Source organism: Bradyrhizobium sp. AZCC 1693, from assembly GCF_036924745.1.
Lineage (GTDB): Bacteria > Pseudomonadota > Alphaproteobacteria > Rhizobiales > Xanthobacteraceae > Bradyrhizobium.
The window spans coordinates 4,437,655-4,461,928 of the sequence record NZ_JAZHSD010000001.1; the positions used below are offsets into that span (position 1 = coordinate 4,437,655).

Annotated in this window: 23 protein-coding genes; 6 read left to right on the plus strand and 17 right to left on the minus strand. The window is 64.5% G+C overall.

All coding sequences use genetic code 11. From position 1 onward, the window contains the following. The first annotated feature begins 13 nt into the window (after positions 1–13). The gene (locus V1293_RS21250) at positions 14–1,450 is read left to right on the plus strand and encodes a glutamine synthetase family protein (protein ID WP_334511937.1); all 1,437 of its coding nucleotides are present in this window, start codon (positions 14–16) and stop codon (positions 1,448–1,450) included. Between the two features lie 150 nt (positions 1,451–1,600). On the opposite strand, the gene V1293_RS21255 is transcribed toward V1293_RS21250, so the two are convergent. From V1293_RS21255 to V1293_RS21285, 7 genes are all read right to left on the minus strand, one after another. Next, a complete protein-coding gene (locus V1293_RS21255) occupies positions 1,601–2,329 on the minus strand; it encodes an ABC transporter ATP-binding protein (protein WP_334511939.1) in 729 nt (242 codons plus the stop codon). Next, positions 2,322–3,101, minus strand: coding sequence for an ABC transporter ATP-binding protein (locus V1293_RS21260; RefSeq protein ID WP_334511941.1), 780 nt, complete (start codon positions 3,099–3,101; stop codon positions 2,322–2,324). Before V1293_RS21260 ends, V1293_RS21255 begins: the two co-directional genes overlap by 8 nt. Then, a complete protein-coding gene (locus V1293_RS21265; RefSeq protein ID WP_334511943.1) occupies positions 3,094–4,041 on the minus strand; it encodes a branched-chain amino acid ABC transporter permease in 948 nt (315 codons plus the stop codon). The genes V1293_RS21260 and V1293_RS21265 overlap by 8 nt, the downstream gene beginning before the upstream one ends. Beyond that, positions 4,038–4,955, minus strand: coding sequence for a branched-chain amino acid ABC transporter permease (locus V1293_RS21270; RefSeq protein ID WP_334511945.1), 918 nt, complete (start codon positions 4,953–4,955; stop codon positions 4,038–4,040). Before V1293_RS21270 ends, V1293_RS21265 begins: the two co-directional genes overlap by 4 nt. 146 nt (positions 4,956–5,101) lie before the next feature. Then, positions 5,102–6,274 (minus strand): ABC transporter substrate-binding protein, encoded by a 1,173-nt coding sequence (locus tag V1293_RS21275; protein ID WP_334511946.1) that lies wholly within the window; start codon positions 6,272–6,274, stop codon positions 5,102–5,104. A 247-nt stretch (positions 6,275–6,521) separates the two neighbouring features. After that, positions 6,522–7,409, minus strand: a complete 888-nt coding sequence (locus tag V1293_RS21280; protein ID WP_334511948.1) for a sigma-70 family RNA polymerase sigma factor — start codon at positions 7,407–7,409, stop codon at positions 6,522–6,524. A 20-nt stretch (positions 7,410–7,429) separates the two neighbouring features. Further along, positions 7,430–7,738 carry a hypothetical protein gene (locus V1293_RS21285; protein WP_334511951.1) on the minus strand — a complete coding sequence of 103 codons (309 nt, stop codon included), beginning with the start codon at positions 7,736–7,738 and terminating at the stop codon, positions 7,430–7,432. Between the two features lie 434 nt (positions 7,739–8,172). Here V1293_RS21285 and V1293_RS21290 point away from each other — a divergent pair, with 434 nt between their 5' ends. Beyond that, positions 8,173–9,447 (plus strand): NAD(P)/FAD-dependent oxidoreductase, encoded by a 1,275-nt coding sequence (locus tag V1293_RS21290; RefSeq protein WP_334511952.1) that lies wholly within the window; start codon positions 8,173–8,175, stop codon positions 9,445–9,447. A gap of 6 nt (positions 9,448–9,453) precedes the next feature. On the opposite strand, the gene V1293_RS21295 is transcribed toward V1293_RS21290, so the two are convergent. The 4 genes from V1293_RS21295 to V1293_RS21310 all read right to left on the minus strand — a co-directional run bounded on the left by V1293_RS21295 (position 9,454) and on the right by V1293_RS21310 (position 14,093). Further along, entirely contained in the window at positions 9,454–11,034 is a 1,581-nt protein-coding gene (locus V1293_RS21295; RefSeq protein ID WP_442894363.1) for a tannase/feruloyl esterase family alpha/beta hydrolase, read from the minus strand. Between the two features lie 187 nt (positions 11,035–11,221). Beyond that, entirely contained in the window at positions 11,222–12,403 is a 1,182-nt protein-coding gene (locus V1293_RS21300; RefSeq protein WP_442894364.1) for an ABC transporter substrate-binding protein, read from the minus strand. A 120-nt stretch (positions 12,404–12,523) separates the two neighbouring features. After that, positions 12,524–12,847: a 2Fe-2S iron-sulfur cluster-binding protein gene (locus V1293_RS21305; protein WP_334511958.1), complete on the minus strand. Its 324-nt coding sequence runs from the start codon at positions 12,845–12,847 to the stop codon at positions 12,524–12,526. 10 nt (positions 12,848–12,857) lie between these two features. After that, positions 12,858–14,093 carry a cytochrome P450 gene (locus tag V1293_RS21310; protein ID WP_334511959.1) on the minus strand — a complete coding sequence of 412 codons (1,236 nt, stop codon included), beginning with the start codon at positions 14,091–14,093 and terminating at the stop codon, positions 12,858–12,860. Between the two features lie 80 nt (positions 14,094–14,173). Here V1293_RS21310 and V1293_RS21315 point away from each other — a divergent pair, with 80 nt between their 5' ends. Next, on the plus strand, positions 14,174–14,704 hold the full coding sequence (locus V1293_RS21315) for a MarR family winged helix-turn-helix transcriptional regulator (RefSeq protein WP_334511961.1): 531 nt from the start codon (positions 14,174–14,176) through the stop codon (positions 14,702–14,704). Positions 14,705–14,962: 258 nt separating this feature from the next. Here the strand turns inward: V1293_RS21315 and V1293_RS21320 are convergent, their stop codons facing one another. After that, positions 14,963–16,186: an ABC transporter substrate-binding protein gene (locus tag V1293_RS21320; RefSeq protein WP_442894260.1), complete on the minus strand. Its 1,224-nt coding sequence runs from the start codon at positions 16,184–16,186 to the stop codon at positions 14,963–14,965. Positions 16,187–16,298: 112 nt separating this feature from the next. Between V1293_RS21320 and V1293_RS21325 the strand changes: the two genes are divergently transcribed. Continuing rightward, positions 16,299–16,814, plus strand: coding sequence for a MarR family winged helix-turn-helix transcriptional regulator (locus V1293_RS21325; RefSeq protein ID WP_334511962.1), 516 nt, complete (start codon positions 16,299–16,301; stop codon positions 16,812–16,814). A 12-nt stretch (positions 16,815–16,826) separates the two neighbouring features. On the opposite strand, the gene V1293_RS21330 is transcribed toward V1293_RS21325, so the two are convergent. Next, a complete protein-coding gene (locus V1293_RS21330; protein ID WP_334511964.1) occupies positions 16,827–18,689 on the minus strand; it encodes a feruloyl-CoA synthase in 1,863 nt (620 codons plus the stop codon). A 170-nt stretch (positions 18,690–18,859) separates the two neighbouring features. On the opposite strand from V1293_RS21330, the gene V1293_RS21335 reads away from it, so the two are divergent. After that, positions 18,860–19,375 (plus strand): MarR family winged helix-turn-helix transcriptional regulator, encoded by a 516-nt coding sequence (locus tag V1293_RS21335; RefSeq protein ID WP_334511966.1) that lies wholly within the window; start codon positions 18,860–18,862, stop codon positions 19,373–19,375. A gap of 209 nt (positions 19,376–19,584) precedes the next feature. Continuing rightward, positions 19,585–21,393 carry an allophanate hydrolase gene (gene atzF / locus V1293_RS21340; RefSeq protein ID WP_334511969.1) on the plus strand — a complete coding sequence of 603 codons (1,809 nt, stop codon included), beginning with the start codon at positions 19,585–19,587 and terminating at the stop codon, positions 21,391–21,393. 157 nt (positions 21,394–21,550) lie between these two features. On the opposite strand, the gene V1293_RS21345 is transcribed toward atzF, so the two are convergent. The 4 genes from V1293_RS21345 to V1293_RS21360 are packed head-to-tail and all read right to left on the minus strand — an operon-like array spanning position 21,551 to position 24,270. Beyond that, a complete protein-coding gene (locus tag V1293_RS21345; protein ID WP_334511971.1) occupies positions 21,551–22,285 on the minus strand; it encodes a GntR family transcriptional regulator in 735 nt (244 codons plus the stop codon). Beyond that, on the minus strand, positions 22,282–22,680 hold the full coding sequence (gene hpxZ, locus V1293_RS21350) for an oxalurate catabolism protein HpxZ (protein ID WP_334511973.1): 399 nt from the start codon (positions 22,678–22,680) through the stop codon (positions 22,282–22,284). The genes V1293_RS21345 and hpxZ overlap by 4 nt, the downstream gene beginning before the upstream one ends. A gap of 2 nt (positions 22,681–22,682) precedes the next feature. Continuing rightward, complete coding sequence (locus tag V1293_RS21355; protein WP_334511974.1) at positions 22,683–24,080, minus strand: AtzE family amidohydrolase; 1,398 nt, start codon at positions 24,078–24,080, stop codon at positions 22,683–22,685. Between the two features lie 7 nt (positions 24,081–24,087). Beyond that, positions 24,088–24,270: a DUF4089 domain-containing protein gene (locus V1293_RS21360; RefSeq protein WP_334511976.1), complete on the minus strand. Its 183-nt coding sequence runs from the start codon at positions 24,268–24,270 to the stop codon at positions 24,088–24,090. Positions 24,271–24,274: the final 4 nt, after the last annotated feature.

Below are 24,274 nucleotides of genomic sequence, written 5' to 3' on the forward strand. Positions count from 1 at the left end.
CAGGAGCTGCGCGTTGAGTTTCGTCGAACGTCACGGGCTGTGGTCGAAAGAGCAGCAGGAGGCTGCCAGCCGCCTGCGCAAGATCGTCGAAGAGAAAAATCTCGAAGTCGTCAGGCTGTCATTCCCCGATCAGCACGGCATTTTGCGCGGCAAGACGCTGGTGGCGAGCGAAGCGCTGGCCTCGCTCGAAAGCGGCTGCTCCATTACCACCACGATGCTCGCCAAGGACACCTCGCACAAGACGGTGTTCCCGGTGTTCACGGCGGGCGGCGGTTTCGGCATGAAGGAGATGGAGGGCGCTGCCGATGTGTTGATGGTCGCGGACCCCACCACGTTTCGCGTGCTGCCCTGGGCGCCAACGACGGGATGGCTGCTGTGCGACCTCTATTTCAGCGACGGCCGGCCGGTGCCTTTTGCGACAAGACATCTCTATCGCAAGATACTCGATCAACTGGGAAGCCGCGGTTACGATTTCGTCGCAGGGCTCGAGGTCGAATTCCACCTCTTCAAGCTCGAAGACGCGCACATGACGCCGGAGGATGCCGGCCAGCCCGGTAGGCCGCCATCCGTCAGCCTGCTGTCGCACGGCTATCAATACCTGACCGAGCAGCGCTACGACCAGATGGAGCCGGCGCTGGAAATCATCCGCCGCGACGTGCTGGCGCTCGGCCTGCCGCTGCGGTCGGTCGAGGTCGAGTTCGGTCCAAGCCAGTGCGAATTCACTTTTGCACCCACCAAGGGGCTGACGCCCGCCGACAACATGGTGCTGTTTCGCTCGGCCGTGAAGCAGATCGCGCGACGTCACGGCTATCACGCGACCTTCATGTGCCGGCCGAAACTGCCCAACGTGTTCGCCTCGGGCTGGCATCTGCATCAATCGCTGGTGTCGCGCGCGAATGGTGAGAATGCGTTCATGACGAAAGCTGCCGGAGAAGCACTGAGCGAGTTCGGCCGCGCCTATCTCGCAGGACTTTTGGAGCACGCCCGCGCCTCCACCGTGTTCACGACGCCGACCATCAACGGCTACAAGCGCTACCGCTCCTATTCGCTGGCGCCCGACCGCGCGATCTGGGGCCGCGACAACCGCGGCGTCATGATCCGCGTGCTCGGCGGCGCGGGCGATAGCGCCACGCGGCTGGAAAACCGCATCGGCGAACCCGCGGCCAATCCCTATCTCTACATGGCTTCGCAGATTCTCTCAGGCCTCGATGGTGTCGATCGCAAGCTCGATCCTGGCCCGTCGGCGGATACGCCGTACGAGACCAAGGCTGCGCTGCTGCCGAAGAGTCTTCGCGAGGCGGTGTTTGCGCTGCAGGAGGATCCGTTCTTCCGGCAGGCGCTGGGGACGGAGTTCGTGGATTATTACGTCCACATCAAGAACGCCGAGATCGAACGGTTTCAGGCCGAGGTGTCGGACTGGGAGCATCGCGAGTATTTCGAGATGTTTTGAGGGGGCGGCGCTCTCTCGGTCGTCCCTGCGAACGCAGGGACCCATAACCACAAATGTTTCTGGTTACGACAGGTCGTCGAACAGCTTTCTTAAATCGATAGATCACGCGGTATGGGTCCCTGCGTTCGCAGGGACGACGACGGAGATGGCTCAAATCCCCAAATACCTGTGCTGCAGATCCGGCTCGGCGATCAACTGCTCGCTCGTCCCGCTCCACACCGTCCGACCGCGCTCGATGATGTAATGGCGGTCGGCGATGCGGGAGAGGTTGGCGACGTTCTTGTCGATGACGAGCACCGACTGGCCGCGGCGCTTCAGCATCGACAGGCAGTTCCAGATTTCCTCGCGGATCAGCGGCGCGAGGCCTTCGGTGGCTTCATCGAGGATGAGAAGCTTCGGATTGGTCATCAGCGCGCGGCCGATCGCCAGCATCTGCTGCTCGCCGCCCGACAACGTCACGCCCATGTTGCTGCTGCGCTCGGCGAGCCGCGGAAACAGCGCGTGGATTTTGTCGATGGTCCAGGGATCGGGATTGCCCAGGCGGTTGCCCGAGGCTGCGACCAGATTTTCGTACACCGTCAGGTTCGGAAAGATCTGGCGGCCTTCCGGCACCAGGCCGATGCCGAGTTTTGCAATCTTGTACGACGGCAGGCTGCGCACTTCCTCGCCGGCGAAACGCACCTTGCCGGCGCGGGCCGGCGTCATGCCCATGATGGAGCGGATGGTGGTGGTCTTGCCCATGCCGTTGCGGCCCATCAGGGCGACCATCTCGCCGGACTGAACCTTCAACGAAAGCCCGAACAGCACCTGGCTGAGGCCATAGCAGGTCTCGATGCCGTCGATTTCGAGCAAGGTCTCAGCCATCCTGGATTCAGCCATGACCGACCACCACATGCTGGTCGCCGAGATAGGCGCGCTTCACTTCCTCGTTGTTCCTGATCGCGTCGGGATCGCCTGACGCGATGACGCGGCCATAGACCAGAACGGTGATGCGGTCGGCGAGCGCGAACACCGCCTCCATGTCATGCTCGACCAGCACGATGGTGACTTCCTTCCGCAGCTCCTTCAATAGCGCCACCATGCGCGCGGATTCGGTGACGCCGAGGCCGGCCATCGGCTCGTCCAGCAGCAGCAATTGCGGCTTGGTGGCGAGCGCCACCGCGAGCTCCAGCTCGCGCTGTTCGCCGTGGCTCAATTCGGACACCAGCACGTCGGCGCGTTTCGCAAGCCCTACCCGCGTCAGCGCGGCCTGCGCCGCGTCGCGCAGATGCTTCTCCTTGCGAGCAGCGCCCCAGAAGTGGAACGAGTGCCCATCATGCGCCTGCGCCGCGATCGCGACGTTATCGATCGCGGTAAAATCCTTCAGCAGCGACGTGATCTGGAACGATCGCGCCAACCCAAGCCGGCTGCGCTGATAGGCCGGTACCCCGGTGACGTCGCGGCCAGCAAAGTGAATGGCGCCGGAATTCGGCATCAACTGCCCGGTCAACTGGCTGATCAGCGTAGTCTTGCCGGCGCCGTTGGGACCGATGATGGCGTGCAGCTCGCCGGGAGCGACGTCGAGCGACAGATTGTCGGTGGCCTTGATACCGCCGAAGCTGCGGACCAGATTTTCGACGCGGAGCAAGGGATCAACTGAGGAATCAGCCACGGCTCAACCTCCCGAGCACGCCCATGATGCCGCCGCGCGCGAACAGCACGATCAGCAGCAACAGCGGGCCCATGATCAACGCCCAGTATTCGGTAAACTGCGACAACAGCTCTTCCAGCAACAGAAACACGATGGTGCCGATCACCGGCCCGAACAGCGAGCCCATGCCGCCGAACACCACCATCACCATGAGTTCGCCGGAGCGGGTCCAGTACATTCCGGCCGGGCTGACGAAGTCGGTATTGTTCGCCAGCAGCGCGCCGGCAAGGCCGCAGATGGTGCCCGAGATGACGAAACAGACCAGACGATATCGGTTGGCATGAAAGCCGATCGCCTGCATGCGCTGCTCGTTGGAGCGCACGCCCTGCACCACCATGCCAAAGCGCGAATTGATGATACGCCAGATCAGGTAGATGCCGCCGAACAGGCAGCCGAGGCAGAGGTAGTAGAACTGCACGCGGTTTGAAAGATCAATCAGGCCGCCGAACGTGCTGCGCTTGTAGATGGTGAGGCCGTCGTCGCCGCCGTAGCGCGAGAGCCCCGAGGTGACGTAATAGGCCATCTGCGCGAAGGCGAGCGTGATCATGATGAAATAGACGCCGCGGGTGCGCAGCGACAGCGCGCCGATCACGAGCGCATACAGCGCCGACGCTGCCAGCGCCACCGGCCACTGGATGAAGCCGGAGCCGATGCCCTCATAGGCGAGGATGCCAACCGCATAGCCGCCGATGCCGAGATAGGCGGCGTGGCCGAAACTCATCATGCCGCCATAGCCCATGATGAGGTTGAGGCTGGCGGCGGCGAGCGCAAAGATGACGATGCGGGTGAACAGCGTCAGGATGAAGATGTTGCCGGTCAGCGCGGAATAGACTGGCAACAGCGTGAGGCCAAGCGCGACGAGCGCCACGACGACGTTGCGGACGTTGATGTGAGATTTCATCGCTTGGCGGCCGGAAACAGCCCCTCCGGCCGCACCACCAGGACGATGGCCATCAGCAGATAGATCAGCATCGAGGACAATGCGGGTGCCGCGGTGGAGGCCGCGGCAGAACTCAACACCATGCGTAAGAGATCCGGCAGGAAGGCGCGGCCGAGCGTATCGATCATGCCGACGAAGATCGCGGCCAGGAACGCGCCGCGGATCGAGCCGATGCCGCCGATCACAATGATGACGAAGGCGAGAATCAGGATGTTCTCGCCCATGCCGATCTGCACCGTGAGGATCGGCGCCTGCATCAGCCCGGCAAGGCCGGCAAGCGCGGCGCCAAGCCCGAACACCAGCGTGAACAGCAGCTTGATGTTGATGCCGAGCGCGCCGATCATTTCGCGGTTCGAGGCGCCGGCGCGGATCAGCATGCCGATGCGGGTCCGCATCACGACGATATAAAGCAGCGCCGCGACCGCCAGCGCGACCACGATGATCGACAGCCGATAGGCCGGATAGAACACGCCGGGGACGATCTGCACCGGCACGGTCAGCCAGGCCGGCAGCGGCAACGACAGGCCGGCCGGGCCCCAGACCAGTCGCACCGCGTCATTGAAGAAAAGAATCAGCCCGAAGGTCGCCAGCACCTGATCGAGGTGGTCGCGGCCGTAGAGATGCCGGAGCGCGATGAATTCGAGCGCGATGCCCAGCAGCAGCGTGGCGCCGAGCGCCAGCAGGATGCCGAGCACGAAACTGTTCGTCCACGCCACGAAGGTGGCGGCGAAGTACGCGCCCATCATGTAGAGCGAGCCGTGCGCCAGGTTGACGAAGTCCATGATGCCGAACACCAGCGTCAGGCCGGCCGCCAGCAAAAACAGCAGCAGCCCGAACTGCAGGCCGTTCAGCGATTGTTCTACGAGGACGAGCATGAACCTAAAACTCTGGGCCTAACAAAACAGCGGCAGCACATCTGCGCCGCCGCCATTTTCTTGTTGGGCGGATGATCTGTCGCAAACCGCCCCCGGGTCAAGCCCGAGGGTGCGCCCGCGAGATCATGCACCGGTCATGCCAACCATCACTTCATCGGACATTTGTCGTGGAAGCGGTCCTGGTCGTCCTTGACGATGGTGGCCACCGTCTTGAGCGAGAGCTGACCGTCGGCGTCCTTGACCACGTCCTGCAGGTAGAAATTCTGGATCGGAATGTGGTTCTTGCCGTATTTGAACGGGCCGCGCACGGACTTGAAGTTGGCCTTCTCCATCTCGGCCTTCATCTCGTCCTTCTTCGCGGTGTCGCCCTTCACCGCGATAACCGCGCTGTTGATGAGCTGCGCGGCGTCATAGGACTGCGCGCCGTAGAAGGTCGGGCGCAGGCCGGTGTACTTCTTGCGGTAGTCCTCGACGAACTTCTTGTTCTCGGCGTTGGGCAGGTCATTGACCCACTGCTGGGCGCCGGGAACGCCGAGCGCGTTTTCCTTCTGCAAGGGCAGCGACAATTCGTCGATCGTAAACGCCGTATAGAGCGGGATCTGCGCCTTGATGCCGGCCTGCGCGTATTGATTGAGGAACTGCACACCGGCAGCGCCCGGATAGAACACGAAGATCGACTCGGCCTTGGAGTTCTTGGCCTTGGTGAGTTCGGCGGAGAAGTCGAGCTGGCTCGGCCACACCGTATATTCCTCGCCCACGACCTGGCCCTTGAACGTGCTCTTGACGCCGGCCAGCATGTCCTTGCCCGCCGCATAGTTCGGGCCGATCAAAAACACCGACTTGACGCCCTTCTGGTTCATGTAGGTGCCGACCGCCTGCGGGGTCTGGTCGTTCTGCCACGAGGTCGAGAACACGTAAGGCGAGCAGAGTTCGCCGGCGAGCTGCGAGGGGCCGGCATTGGCCGAGATCAGGAAGGTTTTCGAATCGACCGCGGTCTTGAGCGAGGCCAGCAGCACGTTCGACCAGATATAGCCGGCGATGAAGTCGACCTTGTCGGACTGGATCAGTTTTTCGGTCTTCTGCTTGCCGACATCCGGCTTCTGGCCGTCGTCCTCGTAGATCACCTCGACCGGCTTGCCGCCCATCTTGCGGCCGAGATGGTCGAGCGCGAGCTCGAACGAGTTGCGCATGTCGTTGCCGATCACAGCGGTCGGGCCGCTGAAGGTCGAGACAAAGCCGATCTTGATGGTGTCGCCAGCGGATGCGGGCTGCGCCAGCGCCAAAACGGTTGCGCCCGCCAGCCAGAATGCCTTTTTCATAATCACTCCCCTCCTCGTTATCGTACCAGACCCGGGCGACCGCGCTTGTCCCGCGCGCCTCATTATCAGGTGAGGTATTTTGTGCGCGAAATCGCCGGTCTGCGGCAAGCATGAACCGCTGGCCCGGCTTTGGACCTTCGGCTCATGCCCCCGATGGCCTGCACCATAATTCGTGGATGGCGGGGGATGGCAAGAACTATAGTGCCGGTTGCCAAGGCAACAATTGTCGCAGCCCCGGGGGGCCGGTTCAGACCAGATATTCCGCGCCGTCGATGACGTAAGGCGCGTGGCGGAAATCCCGGATGGTCGCGACCTTGCCGGCGGACCAGCCCAGCAGCATGAAGTATTTAGGCCCTTGGTCAGGCGCGTTCGGATCGAACACCAGGATGGCGGGATGTCCCTCGACCAGGCCCGGGACCAGACGCCAGTCGCTGACCTTCGAATAGTTGCCGAAATAGCGGGACACTTCGGCCTTGCCACGCATGTGGGACTTGCTGACGAGGTCGAGCCTGACATCGTCCGAAATCATGGCGCGGATCGCGTCGAAATCCCGCGCGTTGAAATGGGCGACATAGGTGCCGAGGCGCGCGCGGTCGGCATCCGATAATCGCTGTTGCGGCGTGTCCTCCGGCTCATCGGCGATCTCCCGCAACTGCGCGCGGCCACGATGCAGCGCGGCCTTGGCCGCCGGCAGGCTGCAATCCATCACCTCGCAGATCTCCTTGAGCGAGCAGCCGAGCACGTCCATCAGGATCACGCTCGAGCGCTGCGCCACCGGCAGGCGCATGAAGGTGCGCAACGAGGTGGCGGCGATCTGGCGGCTCTCCACGGCATCGAGCTGGTCAACGATCATCTCCACCTCCTCACCCGAGCGGAGCGCCTCCTGGCGGGTGCGCCGGCGCAGGAAATCCAGCGCGGTGTTGTGCGCGATCCGGAACAGCCAGCCTTCGGGATTGCCGATCGCGCCGGCGGCCGCCTGCGCGTCCACCGCCTTGATCAACGCGTCCTGCAGCACGTCCTCGCCGTCGATGACCGAGCCGACCATGCGCGCGCAATAGCGATGCAGTTTTGGCCGCATCGCGACCAGCAGGCGCTCGATGTCGAAGGCGGCGGACGTCTCTCGCACCCCTGTCATTCTACCTCCGGCAAGCGGGTTCAGTTCTCGTCCAGCATGCGGTAATTGCCGACGACGGTGGCGGCTTTGGGCAGCGGCGGTTCGACGCAACGCTCCCGAATGCCGCTCTGGAACGCGGCGAACGCCGGAAGCTTCGGCAACGGGCTCGAGCCGTCATCGGCGGCGGTCTCGACAAAATGGATGAAGGTATCGTCCTCCAGCCGCAGCGACATATAGCGCAAGCCTTCCGGCTGCGCCGCCTTCAGTTCCGCAAACACCGCCCCGACCAGTTCGGCGTTCCTGTCGGCCATATCAGGCTTTGTCCTGTACCTTATCACGGTCCGTCGCATGGGCTTCTCCTCGTTGGCGGCTGCAAAGGCAGCGCTTCGATCCCAAGGACGTTTGGAACCGGCCAAAGGATGCGGTGCAGGAAAGAAATATTTTCTCTCCGTCGTCCCTGCGAACGCAGGGACCCATACGCCGCGGCCGGTGTGAAGGGCGCGCGGGGAGACGGCTTCTCTGGACATCCACAGTGGCGGTTAACCAGCGCAGAGCGTCAGCTACCGTGCTTCCTCGACAGATCACGCGGTATGGGTCCCTGCGTTCGCAGGGACGACCGGGGCGAGAGGCGCGAACCAATCAACCCGTCGTCCCTGCGAACGCAGGGGACGACAGCATCATACGCTTTCGCTATCGGCCGATTAGCAAACGCGCCTTGGACCGCAGGCGCAAATGGCTACATAATCCTATGCGTTGAGACATCTTAGAACAGGGGTTGCATCCAATGACGACAACGCCGCAACAGCCTCATCACGTAGTGATCGTCGGCGCCGGTTTTGGCGGACTGGAGACCGCCTTTGGCCTCGCCGGTGCGCCGGTGCGGATCACGCTGATCGACCGCCGCAACCATCATCTGTTCCAGCCGCTGCTCTACCAGGTCGCGACCGCCTCGCTGGCGACGTCGGAAATCGCCTGGCCGATCCGCTACCTGCTGCGCGGACGCCAGGAGGTGACCACACTGTTTGCCAATGTCAGCGGCGTCGATGCCGCGGGCAAGCGCGTGCTGCTCGATGACGGCGATGCGCTGGCCTATGATACGCTGGTGCTCGCGACCGGCGCCCGCCACGCCTATTTCGGCCACGACGAATGGGAGCCGTTCGCGCCGGGCCTGAAGACGCTGGAGGACGCCACCACGCTGCGGCGGCGCATCCTCGTCGCCTTCGAGCGCGCCGAGCGCGAGACCAATCCGGCACAGCGCGCGGCGCTGTTGACCTTCGTCATCATCGGCGCCGGCCCGACCGGCGTCGAAATGGCGGGGACCATCGCCGACCTCGCCAGGGACACGCTGCCGCCGGACTTTCGCAACATCGACACCCACAAGACCCGCGTGGTGCTGATCGAGGCCGGCCCGCGCGTGCTCGCCGGCTTTCCCGAGGATCTCTCCGCCTATGCGCAGCGCTCGCTGGAGGAGATCGGCGTCGAGGTGGTGCTCGGACAACCCGTCACCGAATGCGCCATCGATGGCGTGGTCTATGGCGGCAACAGACTGGAGGCCAGAACCATCGTCTGGGCCGCCGGCGTGCGCGCCTCGCGCGCGGCGGAATGGCTGAACGCACCCGCCGACCGCGCCTACCGCTTGAAGGTCGAGCCAGATCTTACCGTGCCCGGCCATTCCGACATCTTTGCCGTTGGCGACACCGTGACGATCGCAGGCCCCGACGGCAATCCGGTGCCGGGCATCGCGCCGGCCGCCAAGCAGCAGGGGCGCTACGCGGCCGCGCTCATCAAGGCGCGCCTCGGCGGCGGCACGCTGCCGCCGTTCCGCTACAAGCATGCCGGCAGTCTCGCGCAGATCGGCAAGAAAAAGGCCGTGATCGATTTCGGCCGCATCAAGCTGCGCGGCAACCTCGCCTGGTGGATCTGGGGCATCGCCCACATCTACTTCCTGATCGGCCTCCGCAACCGGCTCAGCGTCGCGCTGAGCTGGCTGTGGATCCACGCCCGCGACCAGCGCGCCGCGCGGCTGATCACGCAGGGCTCGAGCAAGGTCACGGGATAGGTTTCGTCACGGCGCGCATGCAAAACTGGCCGCGCGATTGACCTCTCCCGATTTGTAATGCGGCCATGCCGGCCATTGGCACAACGGCAGCGCGCGCGCCGTCTCAAACGCCGGCGCTTCGACCTTCTGCTCGGTCACTTCGAGATCGCCGGGCGCCTTGCCATTCTCGACCCAGTCGACCAGCACAGCCAGCATGTCGACATTGGCGGGCGCACCGGAGCCGACATGATCGACGCCGGGCGCCGTGTAGAGCCGGGCAAACTCCGCCGTCATCTCCTTGCCGAGCTTCCGCTGCACGTTTTCGAAATAGCGGATTCCCGCGTAGGGGCTCTGGGCGTAATCGGCCATGTTCTCGAGAATCACGAGCTTGCCGCCGCGGGCGGCAAAGCGGCCCAGGTCCGGATTGGTCGAATCCATCAATCGCGACACCTGAAGCAGGCGCTCCTTGTGCTCTTCCGGCTTGTATGTCGTGACGTCGAGCTTCGGATCGCGCGCGAAGACATATTGGATGCCGCCCGCGCCATAGATCCAGGCGATGCCATTGGCTGGCACCGGCGGCTGTGCCGGCGCCGCCTTGCCGAGCCACCAGGCAATCCAGCCGCCGGTCGGACCGAAGGCAGGCGTGTTTTCGCCCGAGACGCCCCAGCCCGGATAATCATCAAGGCCGTTCTCCAGCGGAAAGGCGAACTTGTAGGTCGAATGCAGCGTCTTGATCGCCGCGACCTGCGGCTCGGTCAGGCACGCGTCGCCGCTCTGGCCCGCCGCGCAACGCAATGACTCCGGTTGGAATTTCGCCTTGCAGCCGACCGGATCCAGAACGAGCAGATCCTCGGCGCCATCCGCCTTGTCGCAAGCCTGCAGCACCGCCTTGGCGACGAGCTCAACCTGGGCAGGGCGGATCCAGCTTTCGCCCATCGTCGCCAAGCCCGACCGCGTGCCGGCATGCTGCAAGCCGACCCAGTTGATGACGGGCACGCGGGCAAAGATGCCGTCGAAGTCATCGGGATAGCGCTGCGCCATCGTCAGCGCCTCGCGGCCGCCTTCCGACGATCCCATGAAGTACAGCTTGGCGGGAGGGTTGCCATACGCGCGCACCATCAGGGCAACGGCGGCATCCCGCACGCGCTTGTAGGATCGATGCGCAAAATTCTCGAACGCCTCGTCGTTGAGCGCAAACACCTGCGGCGGCTCGCCCGGCTTGGTCTCGTGGCCGGAATCGGTGCCATAGGTGACAAAGCCGCGCGCCAGCGGCGAAGGCGCGCCGAACGGATAGGCCGGCGGCAAGGCGAGGCCGGTGATCAGCACGCCGTTGAAGCCGCCGCCGCCATATTGCAGCGAGCGGCCATTCCACTCGACCGGGAGATTCACCTGGAATTTGATCGGCGGCGCATTGGGATCGGACGGAGCGATCTGGCCGAGCACCTTGCAAAATTCGGGATTGGCCGGGGTGACGCGCGCCGCCGGCGTCGGTCCTCTTTCGGCGACCGCGAGCGGTGAAGGCGCGATTATAGAGGCGGAGTCGATCCGGACGGCATTGTCGGTCGGCCGGATAAGGTCGCTGCAGGTCGCAGCCGGATCGCCCGTCATTTTCGCGGCCATTGCGTCCACGCTAAAGAGCGACGCCGCTGCGACCAGCGAAGCCAACTGAATCCACGCGCGCAGATCGAACTTGAATTGTTGCATCGTTTCCCCCGCTATCGTCTTGCAGCTGCGTTTTGGCCGGCCGTCAGGCCTACAATGGTTTGCGCCGCGCGGACGTCAATCGAAATAAGCCTCACTTCACCAGCGAGCAGCCGCCATCCGCGAGTGGGCGGAAGGCCTGGTCGGCGGGTACGGTCGAAACCAGCTTGTAGTAATCGTAAGGATATTTCGACTCTTGCGGCTTCTTCACCTCGAACAGATACATCGGGTGAATGACACGGCCGTCCTGGCGGATGGTGACGTCGCCGAACAATTTGTCCTTGCCCTTGAACTTCTTCATCTGCGGCACCGCATCCTTGGCATGGTCGCTGCCGGTCGCCGCCACCGCGTTAAGATAGGCCAGCGTGGAAGCATAGACGCCGGCCTGATTGCCGCTCGGCATCTTGCCGTTCACGCCGGGCCGCGCCGCAAAGCGTTTGGCGAACGCGCGGGTGTCGTCATCCATGTCCCAGTAGAACGCCTCGAACAGCTGCAGGCCCTGGCCTACCTTCAGGCCCATGCCGTGGACGTCGTTGATGAACAGCAGGAACGCCACCATGGTCTGACCGCTTTGCTGAAGGCCGAATTCGGCGGCCTGCTTCACGGCGTTGACGGTGTCGCCGCCGGCATTGGCGAGCCCGATCACCTTGGCCTTGGAGTTCTGGGCCTGCAGCAACAACGAAGCGAAATCCGCCGTGTTGAGCGGATGCTTGGCTGAGCCCAGCACCTTGCCGCCGTGCTTTTCGATGTAGTTGGTGGCCTCGGCCTCGATGCCTTGGCCAAGCGCAAAATTCACCGTGATAAAATACCATTCCTTGCCGCCACGCGCCATCATCGCCGCCGCCGTGGAATTGCCGGTCGCCCAGGCGTCGTTGACCCACTGGATGGTGTTGGGCGAGCAGGCCTTGCCGGTCAGGTCGGAACTGGCGGTGGATGACGCGAGAAACGTCATGCGGCTGTCGCGCAGCAGCGAATTGATGGTGAGGCCGACCGCGGAATTCGGCACGTCGACCACCGCGTCGACGCCGTCGACATCGAGCCATTTGCGGACGATCGCCGAACCCACATCGGCCTTGTTCTGGTGATCGGCGTAGACGATCTCGACCTTGATGCCCTTGCCGCCGCCGTTGAAATCCTCCGCCGCCATACGCGCGGCCTCCACCGAACCCATGCCATTGGTGTCCTGGAAGATGCCGGAGATGTCGTTGAGCACGCCGACGCGGACGACGTTGTCGGAAATTTCCGCACGCGCCGCGCCCCACGTCGCGCACGACATGGCGAGCGCCAGACCGAACCTGCAAACCTTCATTGTCTTCTCCCTTTGGAATTTGATTCTGGGTTTCCCGGACTTTGCCGGGTTTGACTTCGCTCCGCGCAGCGGGCTGCGATTACGGCATCACAATTGCCGGTCGGGCAGGCTGAGGACCAAACCGTTGAGATCGGCGGCGAGCTTGATCTGACAGGACAAACGGCTGTTGGCCTGCCGTACGGCGGCGGCGCCGTCCAGCAGCGCGTCCTCATCGCCGCCCATGGCGGGCAGACGCGCGAGCCAGCTCTCGTCGACATAGACATGACAGGTGGCGCACATGGCGTTGCCGCCGCATTCGGCGAGAATTCCATTGATGTCCTGCCGCGTCGCGGCCTGCATCGCGCTCTCGCCCACGCTCGCCTCGATCTGCTGCCGGCGACCGTCGGGATGAATGAAGATGATGCTTGGCATAAGCGGTCCGTCAGGCCGGAGAAATCGTAATGGGGAGACTTTCGAGGCCGCGCAGCGTGTTGTTGTAGCGGCGCTTCACCGGACCGGTGATCGCGATTGTCGCGACCTTGCGCGCGATCGCCGCCAGCATCACCTCGCCTTCGACGCGCGCCAGAAGCTGGCCGACGCACATATGGATGCCCGAGCCGAACCCGACATGCCCGGAGGTGCGGCGGGTCACATCGTAGTTGTCAGGATTTTCCCAGCGCCGCGGATCGCGGTTGGCGGCGCCGAGAAACATCAGCACCTTCTCGCCTTCGCCGATGCGATGGCCTGCGAGTTCGACCTCCCGCGTCGTGGTGCGGAAGAAAGTCTGCACCGGGCTTTCGAAACGGATCGCCTCCTCGAATGCATTGCGCGCCAGCGTCGGATCGCTGCGCAGCCGCGCGAATTGATCGGGGAAGCGCGCCAGGCAGTAGACTGCGGCGCCGATGCCGTTCACGGTGGTATCGAGCCCGGCCGAAAGCAGCGAGCGCACCAACAGCGGCGCCTCTTCCGGCGTGATGTCGCCCGCGTCGGCGCGGGCATGGACGCAGGCGCCGAAACCGCCGGGCGCGAGATTTTCGCGCTGGCATTGCGCGGCGACATAGGCCTGGTGCGGCGCCGAGCGTTCGATCGCCTCCTGCCGCAACTGGTTCGGCGGCCCGAAGGAGTTGAACACCAGGCTCGCGTAAGGCAGCAGGTTCTCCCGCCCCTCCTGCTTCAGGCCCATCGCATCGGGAAACACCGAGAGCGGATAGGCCTCCGCGAGATCGGCAACCGCGTCAAAACTGCCGCGCGCCAGCAATTCGTCGACCTTGGCGGCGGCCATCGCCGTGAAATGGTCGCGGACCCCTTTCATCGCCGTCGGCGACAGCACCTGGGCAAGCACCGCCCGCGTCCTGGTATGCGCCGGCGGATCCGCCTCGAGGATGATGCTCTGCGGGCGCCACGGCTTTTCCTTGGCGAAATCGCTCAGGCCCACGCCGCGGCTCGAACAGAACGTCAGGGGATCGTTGAGGACGGCATGCACCTCCGCGTAGCGCGCCACGCCGTAGACGCCCCATTTGTCGAGCCAGACCAGCGGCCCGGCCTCGCGGAGGGTGTCGTGGATCGCGTGCGGATCCTCGAAAAACTCGATCGAGAACGGGTCCACGTCGAGGCTTGGCACACCGGCGGGCGCGCCCCGCGCCGGGGTGACAGAATCTGTGCGGGAGGTCGCGCTCATGTGGGTCTCCTGCATATTGTTCTTGCGGAACGGTATGCCCTGTCTCTATGTCTGGGATGCTGGAGCGGCTTCGGAAGAGCATGAGCAGGAACAGACAGGCGCGCGCGGCCCGCGCGGGCACGGCAGGCAGGAGCGGACGCGCCGAACAGGTGCTCGACCTCGACCGCTACGTCCCGGCGCTCATCACCTTCATCGCCAACAAATTGTCGCGCAGCGCGACCGTGGTCTATCAGAAGCGCTTTGGCGTCAACGTCACGGAATGGCGGATCCTGTCGCTGCTCGCGATCGAGCCGGAAATTTCCGCGGCGCGCATCTGCCACGTCATCGGCTTCGACAAGGGACCGGTCAGCCGGACGCTGGCCGGGATGGAGGAGCGCGGGCTGGTCAGCATCAGGGCCGACCGGCAGGACGGGCGCACCCACTCGATCTCGCTGACCGCGAAGGGATTGACCACCCACGACCAGGTCATCGCGGTCGCGCTCGAGCGCGAACGCCGGCTGCTCTCCTGCCTGAGCAAACCGGAGCGCGAGACCTTGATCGGGCTGCTGCTGCGGGTGCACGGCAATCTCGACGCCGTGAAAGGCGCAGGCGAAGTCGACGACCGGGACTGAGCGGAACGCGTCAGCCACGCCTCGCTGAACGACGACGACGCCATCGTGTTGCGCACGCAGTACCGCACTGTGTCGTGACGATCCGACACGCCCAAACATCCGTTTCTCCCTGCGCGGCCCGGCAATCTCTGTGCTCTGCGATCGGCCGCTTGTCGAAAACAGGCTCGCACAAATTAGTTGCCTTGGCAACATAAACGACAAGCCTCGACGATCGATTTTCGGCTGCCGCCGGTTCCTGCCGGCAGCAGGCCGGTCAGGTCATTTCTTGACCAGCGGGCAGTTGCCCTCGCTTTCGGGGCGAAACGCCTGATCGCCCGGAATTGTCGCAACGACCTTCAGCAGGTCCCACTTCGAACTGGACTCATCCGGCTTCTTGACCTCCAGCAGATAGAACGGGTGAATCTTGCGGCCGTCGCTGCGGATGGTTCCCTTGCCGAACAGCGGATCGTCGGTCGGCATCGCCTTCATGGCAGCGACCACGGCCTTGCCGTCGGCGGCACCACCGACCTTGTCGACCGCTTTCAGGTAATGCAGCACCGACGCGTAGACGCCGGCCTGCATGTCGTTCGGATAATTCTTCTGCGGATGGCGTTCGGCGAACCGCTTGGCGAAGGCGCGCGTACCGTCGTTCAGATCCCAGTAGAACGGATTCATGATCTGCGCGCCTTGCGCCGCCTTCAGGCCGAGCGCGGGAATGCCGTTCATGCCGAGAATCAGCCCGACCAGCTTCTGCTTTTGCGTCAGCCCGAACTCCGCCGCCTGCTTGATCGAGGTGATGGTATCGTCGCCCGCATTTGCGACGCCGACGATATCGGCACCCGAGGCCTGCGCCTGCAACAGGAACGAGGCGTAATCGGCGGTGCCGAGCGGATGGCGCACGGCGCCAAGCACTTCGCCGCCGGACGCCTTGACGCCTTCGGCCGCCTGCTTCTCCAGATCGTGGCCGAAGGCGTAGTCGGCGGTCAGGAAGAACCATTTCTTGCCGCCCTGCGCGACCACGGCTTTGCCGAGGCCACGGCCATAGGCATAGGTGTCGTAGGTCCAGTGCACGGTGTTTGGCGTGCACTTCTCGCCGGTGAGCAGCGCCGTGCCGGCGCCGGAGCCGATGAAGACCTTGTTCTTCTGCTCGCTCATACCGGCGACCGCGAGCGCAATCGCCGAGTTCGGCAGGTCGAATATGGCGTCGACGTTTTCGGCGTCGTACCAGCGCCGCGCGATGCCGACGCCGACGTCGGTCTTGTTCTGGTGATCGGCGGTGATGACCTCGACCGGCTTGCCGGCGGCCTTGCCGCCATAATCCTCCACCGCCATTTGCGCCGCAATGACCGAGCCTATGCCCTGATAGGTCGAAAACACGCCCGACTGGTCGTTAAGCACGCCGACCCGCACGCGGTCCTGGGCGTGGGCTTGATCTTGGGCGGCGCTGACGAGCATGCCGCCGAGCGCGGCAACGAGCATTCCTGTGCGAAAAGACTGTCGCATGCATTCCCTCCTGGATGGAAAAGGCGGCCTTCGCGGCCACTTCGGAATTGCTTATAACTTATAAGTATTTTGAGGATTGTCAATTCACGTGATGACGTGCGAGCTATTGCCCATGGGAAGAATCGCCAAAGTTTCGACGCGCAAGGGCAACGGGGGCGCCAGACCGGCCGAGCCGGGCGCGGGCCGAGAACTCGATCTCACCGCGCTCCAGCAGACCCCGGGATTCATGATCCGGATCCTGCAATTGCAGAATTTCGAGGCGTTCTATCCGTATTTCGAATCGCTAAAACTCTCGCCGCTCGAATACGCCATCCTCGTCGCGGTGCGCGACAACAAGACGGTGACGCAGAGCGAGCTTGCCGGCGTGCTGAAAATGCAACTGCCCAACCTCGTGAAGATTCTGTCGCGGATGGAAGAGACCGGAGTTTTGAAGCGCAAGCGGTCCACGCGGGACAAGCGGGCGGTCGAGCTCAGCCTCAGCGCGGCGGGCGAGCGGCGCGCCGACGAGGCCAGCCGGCTAGGCGAGCGTTTCAATGCGCAGACGCTTTCCGCGCTCAGCAAGCCCGAGCAAACAGCCTTTCTCCAGATGCTGGTGCGGCTGGTCGAGGCGCACAACAACGGATTCTAAGGCGAACATCTCTCAGCCGCCGCAGCCGATCCATTCGACCGAGGAATCGTCGTCCAGCGTCGTCACCGCGCCCGCGCGCCGCGTCAGCACCGCGCGCTGGTTGATGTAGCCCTTGTCGGTAATCTCGCCACCGTCGACAGACGCGATCTCCGCCAGCAGCAGCGCGCGTGTGGCGTGGCCTGACGAGTTACCGGCCTGCGCCTTCAGCTTTGCAAGGCCTTGCGCGATCGCAGCGCGAACCTTGTCGTGGCCGATCACGTCTTTCACATCGGCATTGTCTAATAGGCCGGCGTGCGCGCGGCAGGCCGCGATGTTCGGAAACACCAAAAAGCGGACCTCATCGCGGCCGTGACCGGTCACCACGATATCCTGCGCCAGCGGCGCCAGCGCGGCGATGCCTGCAACGCGCAAGGTGCCGACGCTGACCCAGGTGCCGGAATTGAGCTTGAAATCCTCGGCGACGCGGCCGTCGAAAAACAGGCCGAGTTCAGGACGCGCCGGATCGGCGAAGGTCACGGCGTCGCCGATCAGATAGAAGCCTTCGGCGTCGAACGCCTGCGCGGTCAATTCCGGCGCCTTCCAGTAGCCGGGCGTGACGTTCGGGCCGCGCACGCGCACCTCCAGCTTGTCGCCCGACGGCACGAGCTTCAGTTCGGTGCCGGGGATCGGCACGCCGATATTGCCGGAACGCTCGGCCTGGAAATGGCAGTCAGTCGCCAGCGGCGAAGTTTCGGTCGACCCCCAGGCCGACACCATCGGCAGCGCACGGCCGACGGTCTTGATCGAGAGTTCTTCCAGCGCATCCCAGAGATTCTGCGGCAAGGCGGCGCCGGCATAGAACGCGAACTTCACCTCGCCGAAGAATTTCGTTCGCAATTCTTCATCGCTTCGCAACGCCGCGATCAGCATGTCAAAACCGCGCGGCACGTTGAAATAGACCGTCGGCATCACGCTGCGCAGATTGGCGAGCGAGGTCGCGAACAGCCCCGGCGCCGGCTTGCCGCCATCGACATAGAGCGTGCCGCCATTGCGCAGGACCAGATTGAAATTGTGGTTGGCGCCGAAGGTGTGGCTCCAGGGCAGCCAGTCGAGGATCACGAGCTTTTCGCCGCCATCATCGAGGAACGACCAGGTCTGCGCCTTGGCCTCTTGGCTCGAGGTCAGCATGCGCTGGGTGTTGATCACGGCCTTTGGCGTGCCGGTCGAGCCTGACGTGAACAGGAATTTTGCGATCGTATCCGGCGTGATCGCAGCGAATGCCGATTCGACATCGGGCGTTTCCGGCGTGGCCGCGATGTTGCGAAACGAGATCACATCGGCGTCGCCGGCGCTGCCGCTGACGATCGCAGCCGAATGCAGCGGCTGGATCGCCGCCAGCGCCGCCGCGAACGGTTTTGTGGCGGAAACATAGATCGCGCCGGGCCCAAGCAATTCGACCATGCTCTTGAGCTTGTCGAAATCTTTCGACATCAGCGAATAGGCCGGCGAGATCGCGGCCGATGGCACGCCGACGTGCTGGGCCGCGAGCGCGAACAGCGCGTGCTCGACGCTGTTGTCGGACAGGATGACCAGCGGACGCTCGGCGCTCAGCCCTTGCACGAGGATCCAGGCGGCTGCCGGACGCACCTGCTGCAGGGCGTCCTTGTAGGTGACCGTAGTCCACGGCGCATCGGCGCTCGTACGGTCGCCGAGAAAGATCCGCTCCGGCGCCTGCCGCGCCCAATGCTCCAGCCAGTCGCCGACGCAACGCGCACCCGGCTGCAGCGGCGAGGTCGACCTCACCAAAATGCTGCCGTCGGCGCGGCGATCGGCGACGATCGCTGGCGTCGCGAACAGGCTGCGGGAATTGTCACCGCTTGCGGCGGCGATGGTCATGGTTTCCTCCTGTCCCGGCTGGTTACGGGATTGCCGCGCATCATGCCGGCGTGCAACTCGAAAGGCTGCTTGGCCCTAATGTTGAGCACAACAATTGTTGTCGTCAACAACAATCTTCCCCTGAAGCCCGCGAAGCGCTAGAACGAGAGGCGATGGCGGGAAACAGTCACATGCCCAGAACAGCCAAATCGCGCGCGGGCTCGCAGCCGCGTTCCGGCCGCAAGCAAGCCGGAAACGGCAGCGCGCAAAGCGACGTCATGGACGACGAGATCGGCCTCGATGCGCTGGCCGGCCACGCTGGTTATGCCGTGCGGCGCTTCCAGATCTGGATTTTCCAGGATTTCATCCGCACGCTTTCCACCGTCGACATCCGCCCGACACAGTATTCGGTGATGACGGTGATCGGCGCCAATCCCGGCCTGAGCCAGATGGCGGTCGCCAAGCGGCTCGGGATCGAGCGCGCCAGGCTGGTGCACCTGCTGGACAGCCTCGAACAGCGTGAACTGGTCAGCCGTCGCAGGTCGGCCACCGACCGGCGCTCCCACGCCCTGCACCTGACGGCGCGCGGCAGGACCGCGCTGGCGCAGTTCAGGCGGCTCGCCGCCGATCATGAGCGCCATGTGGCCGATAAAATCGGAAAGGAAAACCGCGAGCGGCTGCTGCAAATCCTGTCCGCCTTCACCTGAGCGAGGCCGCAGCCTTGGCTTGGGTCTCGTCGCCTAAACTTTAGGCAGCCGCTCGCATGCGACAGGCTCGCAGTACAAATACGCTCGTATCCTAAACACCTGATATTACATATCTATCGTTTAAGGCTGGCTCCGCCCAACGATTGTACACAATGGCACATCGCTTGCTTCATTGCCGGTAACCTTTGCTCGCTGGAGTTTTGCTCGCCATGAGGTCTGACGCGCCTGAAACCGTTGCTGCGATCGTCGCTGCGCACCGCGCCGCGACCATGACCCCGGCGCAAACTGTTACGCGTAGCTATCAGCGCATCCGCGCCTGCAACGATCCGGCCGTGTTCATCAGCCTGCGCGACGAGAGGGAGGCGCTGGCGGAGGCCGAAGCGCTGGCCTCGAAGGACGCGGCATCGCTTCCGCTGCTCGGCGTCCCGGTAGCGGTGAAGGACAATATCGACGCGCAGGGTTTGCCGACCACCGCGGCCTGCCCGGCCTTCTCCTATTCGCCCGCACAGGATTCGACGGCCGTGGCAAAGCTGCGGGCGGCCGGCGCCATCATCATCGGCAAGACCAATCTCGACCAGTTCGCGACAGGTCTCGTCGGCGTCCGCTCGCCCTATGGCATTCCCGTCAATCCGATCCGCGCCGATTTGATTCCGGGCGGGTCGAGCTCGGGATCGGCGGTCGCGGTTTCCGCCGGCCTGGTGCCGCTGGCACTCGGCACCGACACCGCGGGTTCGGGCCGCGTGCCGGCAATGCTCAACAACATCGTTGGACTTAAGCCGAGCCTCGGGTTGATCTCCAACGCCGGACTCGTTCCGGCGTGCCGGACGCTGGACTGCATTTCGGTGTTCTCGCTCACCGTCGACGACGCGATGACCGCGCTGGCGGCGATGGCGGGCTCTGACGGCGCCGATCCGTTTTCGCGCGACCGGCCGCTGGGAGCAGTGTCCGCGTTTCCTGGCCAATTGCGATTGGGCGTGCCGCGCAACGGCCAATTGATCTTCTTCGGCGACCGCGCCGCGGAGAAAGCCTATGGCGAGGCGCTCGCGCGCTGGACCTCGCTCGGCGCCACGCTGGTCGAATTCGACCTCGAGCCGTTTTATGAGACCGCGCGCTTGCTCTATGAGGGCCCGTGGGTCGCCGAGCGATATCTCGTGATCCGCGACCTGCTGGCGTCCGCGCCGGATTCGATCCACCCGGTGACGCGCGAGATCACGGCCGCCGGTGCGCGGCTGACCGCCGCCGATACCTTTGCCTCGCTCTATCGGCTGCAGGCGCTGCGCCGCATGGCCGAGAGAGCCTTTGCCAATTTCGACGCGATGGTGCTGCCGACGGCGCCGACCGCCTATTCGACCGCGCAGGTGCTGGCCAATCCAATCGAGCTCAACAGCCGGCTCGGCACCTACACCAATTTTGTGAATCTGCTCGACCTCTGCGGGCTGGCGCTGCCCGCCGCGATGCGTGCCGACGGCATTCCGTTCGGCATCACGCTGCTGGCGCCCGCGGGCCACGACGCGGCGCTCGCCAGCATCGGGCGGGTGTTTCACGCCGATACCAAACTGAAGATGGGAGCCAAGGGCCTGACGCAGCCACCGCTCGCGGCGTTGCCGACCGAGGCGAGTGACGACGAAATCACCATCGCCGTGGTCGGCGCGCATCTGTCCGGCATGGCGCTCAACGGCGAACTGCAGACGCTCGGCGGACGCCTGCTCGAAGAGGCCACCACCGCGCCCGATTACAAACTCTATGCGCTCGAAACCACGCCGCCGAAGCCCGGCATGCTGCGTGTGGACGCCGGCGCAGGCAGTTCGATCAAGCTGGAGCTATGGGCGTTGTCGGCGGCAGCGTTCGGCAAATTCGTCGCCGCGATCCCGCCGCCGCTCGGGATTGGCACCATACGGCTGGAGGATGGAAGGGGCGTGAAGGGTTTTGTCGTCGAGCCCGCCGCGATCGACGGCGCACGCGACATTTCGTCGTTCGGCGGCTGGCGCGCGTTCATGGCTGACAAGGCTGGGGTTTAGCCTTGGAGCGACAGAGCGCTCCCTCGCCCCGTTCTTGCGGGGAGAGGGTTGGGGTGACGGGCCTCTCTCCGCGCAAACGACTGTCGAGGGACCTGTACCCCCTCACCCGGCGCTACGCGCCGACCTCTCCCCGCAAGCGGGGCGAGGTTGAAAAAACCTACACTGACACCGCGTAAATCTCATACTCCCCGCGCACCAGTTCGATGTGGGCGCGCATCGCGGCGGCCGCGCCGGCCTTGTCGCCGCGCATGATCGCGACCACGACGCGGTCGTGTTCGGCGTGCGATTTCGCCAGACGCCCGAGATTGCGGAACTGGGCGCGGCGAAACGGCTGCACGCGCACCCGGGTCGCCAGCGTCATTTCGGCGATATAGCTGTTCTGCGAGCCGGCATAGATCGCGTTGTGAAAGCGCTCGTTGACTTCATGAAAGCGTTCGGGATTGCCGGCGTGGCTCAGCACCCGCAATTCCTCGTGGATGGCCTCCAGCTTCTGACGATCTCCCGGTGGCATCCGCTCGGCGGCGAGCCCGGCGCACAACGCCTCCAGTTCAGCCATCGCCTCGAACATTTCGGTTAAACGATCCAGCGAAGGCTGCGCCACCACGGCGCCGCGGTGGGCGCGGGCTTCGACCAGGCCGCTCGCCACCAGTTGCCGCAATGCCTCGCGGACCGGCGTGCGCGACACCGAAAAGCGCCGCGCAATATCCGTCTCGTCGAGCGCCGATCCCGGCGGCAGCACGCCGCGCACGATCTCGTCGGCCAACTGCAGCCGCAGCTCTTCCGCGCGCGTGACCTTGTCGCGTTGCGGCGACGGGCGGTCGACGCGGCGAACCGGCGTCTCGGCTTCCGCGCCGGATGGCGGCACTGGCGGGCGAAGATCGTCAAGACTCATGTCTTTGAACCCTGCGGATCATTGATGATGCTGACATGGGCGGCGACAACCCGCCAGCCTTCGGGGAAGCGCACCCACGTCTGCATCTGCCGCCCGACCTTGCCGGGCAGCGAGTCGCGATAGAACAGTGTGGAGGCGACGGCGGCGTCGCGGCCATAGGTCGTGATCACGGTCTTGTCGGTCCTGCGGCCCAACCCTATCGGCGAGCGCGCGGCGCGGAACGCCATGATCTCCTCATAGCCGTAGAGGTTTTCCCCGATGCCATAGCGCAGCGTGCGCGGATCATTGCGAAAGAGTTCGTCGAGCACTGCGATGTCGTTCGACACCAGCGCCTTCTCGTAGCGCGCGAATTGCGCGGTCACCTCGGCAAGCACATCGGGAAGATCAATTTCCATGACTACAATCCTCTCGGAGCCGGTGCGGCGGCAACGCCCATGCGCTCCAGCGCATGTGCAACGCGCAACGCGATATCCTCCCGCCAGGGCGCGGCAATGATCTGCACGCCGATCGGCATCGGCTCCAGCGGCACCGGCACCGCGACAACCGGCAGGCCGATGAACGAAATCGGCTGGGTGTGGATGCCGATATTGGCGCGCACCGGCAGCTCGACGCCGTCGAGCACGAAATTCACCTGGCCCAGCTTGGGCGCGATGCAGGGCGTTGCCGGCGCGATGATCACGTCGACCGACCTGAACAGCTCCAGCACCTTTGCGCGATACCAGCGGCGGAATTTTTGCGCGCGATCGACCAGCGGCGCCGGAACCATGGCGCCGGCAATCAGGCGGTCGCGCACCGCGGGATCGAAATCGTTCGGGCGCGTGCGCAGGCGGTCGAGATGCAGCGAAGCGCCCTCGGTCGTGCTGATCACGTAAGCCGCGGCGCGGGCGCGCGCGGCCTCGGGAATTTCGATAGTGTTGGTCGCGTTCAGCGCCTTGGCGACGCGCGCCACGGCCTCGACCGCTTCCGGGAATACGTTCTTCTGGAAATAACCGCCGGCCACGGCGACCCGCAGGCCGGAGATATCCTCAGCCAGCAGCGGCGTGACCGATTCAACGAGCCGCGTCGTACAGGCCGCGTCATCGGCGTCAGGCCCCTGCATGGCATCATAGGCCAGCGCGAGATCGCCGACGCTGCGCGCGAACGGGCCGAGATGATCGAGGCTTGCGACAAACGGAAAAGATCGCGCCCGCGACAGCCGGCCGTAGGTCGGCTTCAGGCCAAAGATGCCGCAGAACGACGACGGCACCCGGATCGAGCCATTGGTGTCGGAGCCCAACGCGATCGGAACCAGCCCACCGCCGACCGCGCTGCCCGAGCCACCCGACGAGCCACCGGTCATCCGCGTCGGATCATGTGGATTGCGCGACGGGCCGTCATGCACGTTCTCGCCCGTAAAATCATAGGCGTATTCGCCCATGTTGAGCGCGCCGATCAGCACGGCGCCGGCCGCCTCCATGCGTTCGATCAGCGTGGCGTCGCGCGATGACGGAGCGAGATCGCGGTTGATCTTCGATCCGGCGCGGGTGGCAAGACCTTTGACGTCGAAAAGATTCTTCACCGCGAACGGCACGCCGGCGAGCGGACCGACCTTCTGACCGGCGGCGATCGCGGCGTCGACCGCGCGGGCTTTCGCGCGCGCGCGTTCGGCGGTGATGTCGGTGAAAGAGTTTAGCACGGGATCATGTTTGGCGATCCGCGCCAAGTTGACCTCGGTCGCATCAAGCGCAGAAAGTTTGCGGTCCGTTACGGCTTGCGCGATTTGCTGGGCTGACAGCCCGCCAGTGTTTACGGTCATGGCAACATCACGCGGTGTAGACACTGGCCGGCTCGATGTCATCCGGCAGCGGGAATTCATCGACCAGCCGCGCCAGCCTCAGCGACACTTCGAGGTTCGCACGCACGGCAGGCCGCCAGGCTTCCTCGACCGGCAGCGCCAGCGCCGTTGCGACGGCGTCGATATAATTATCAAGATGATCGGCAGCCATTTCG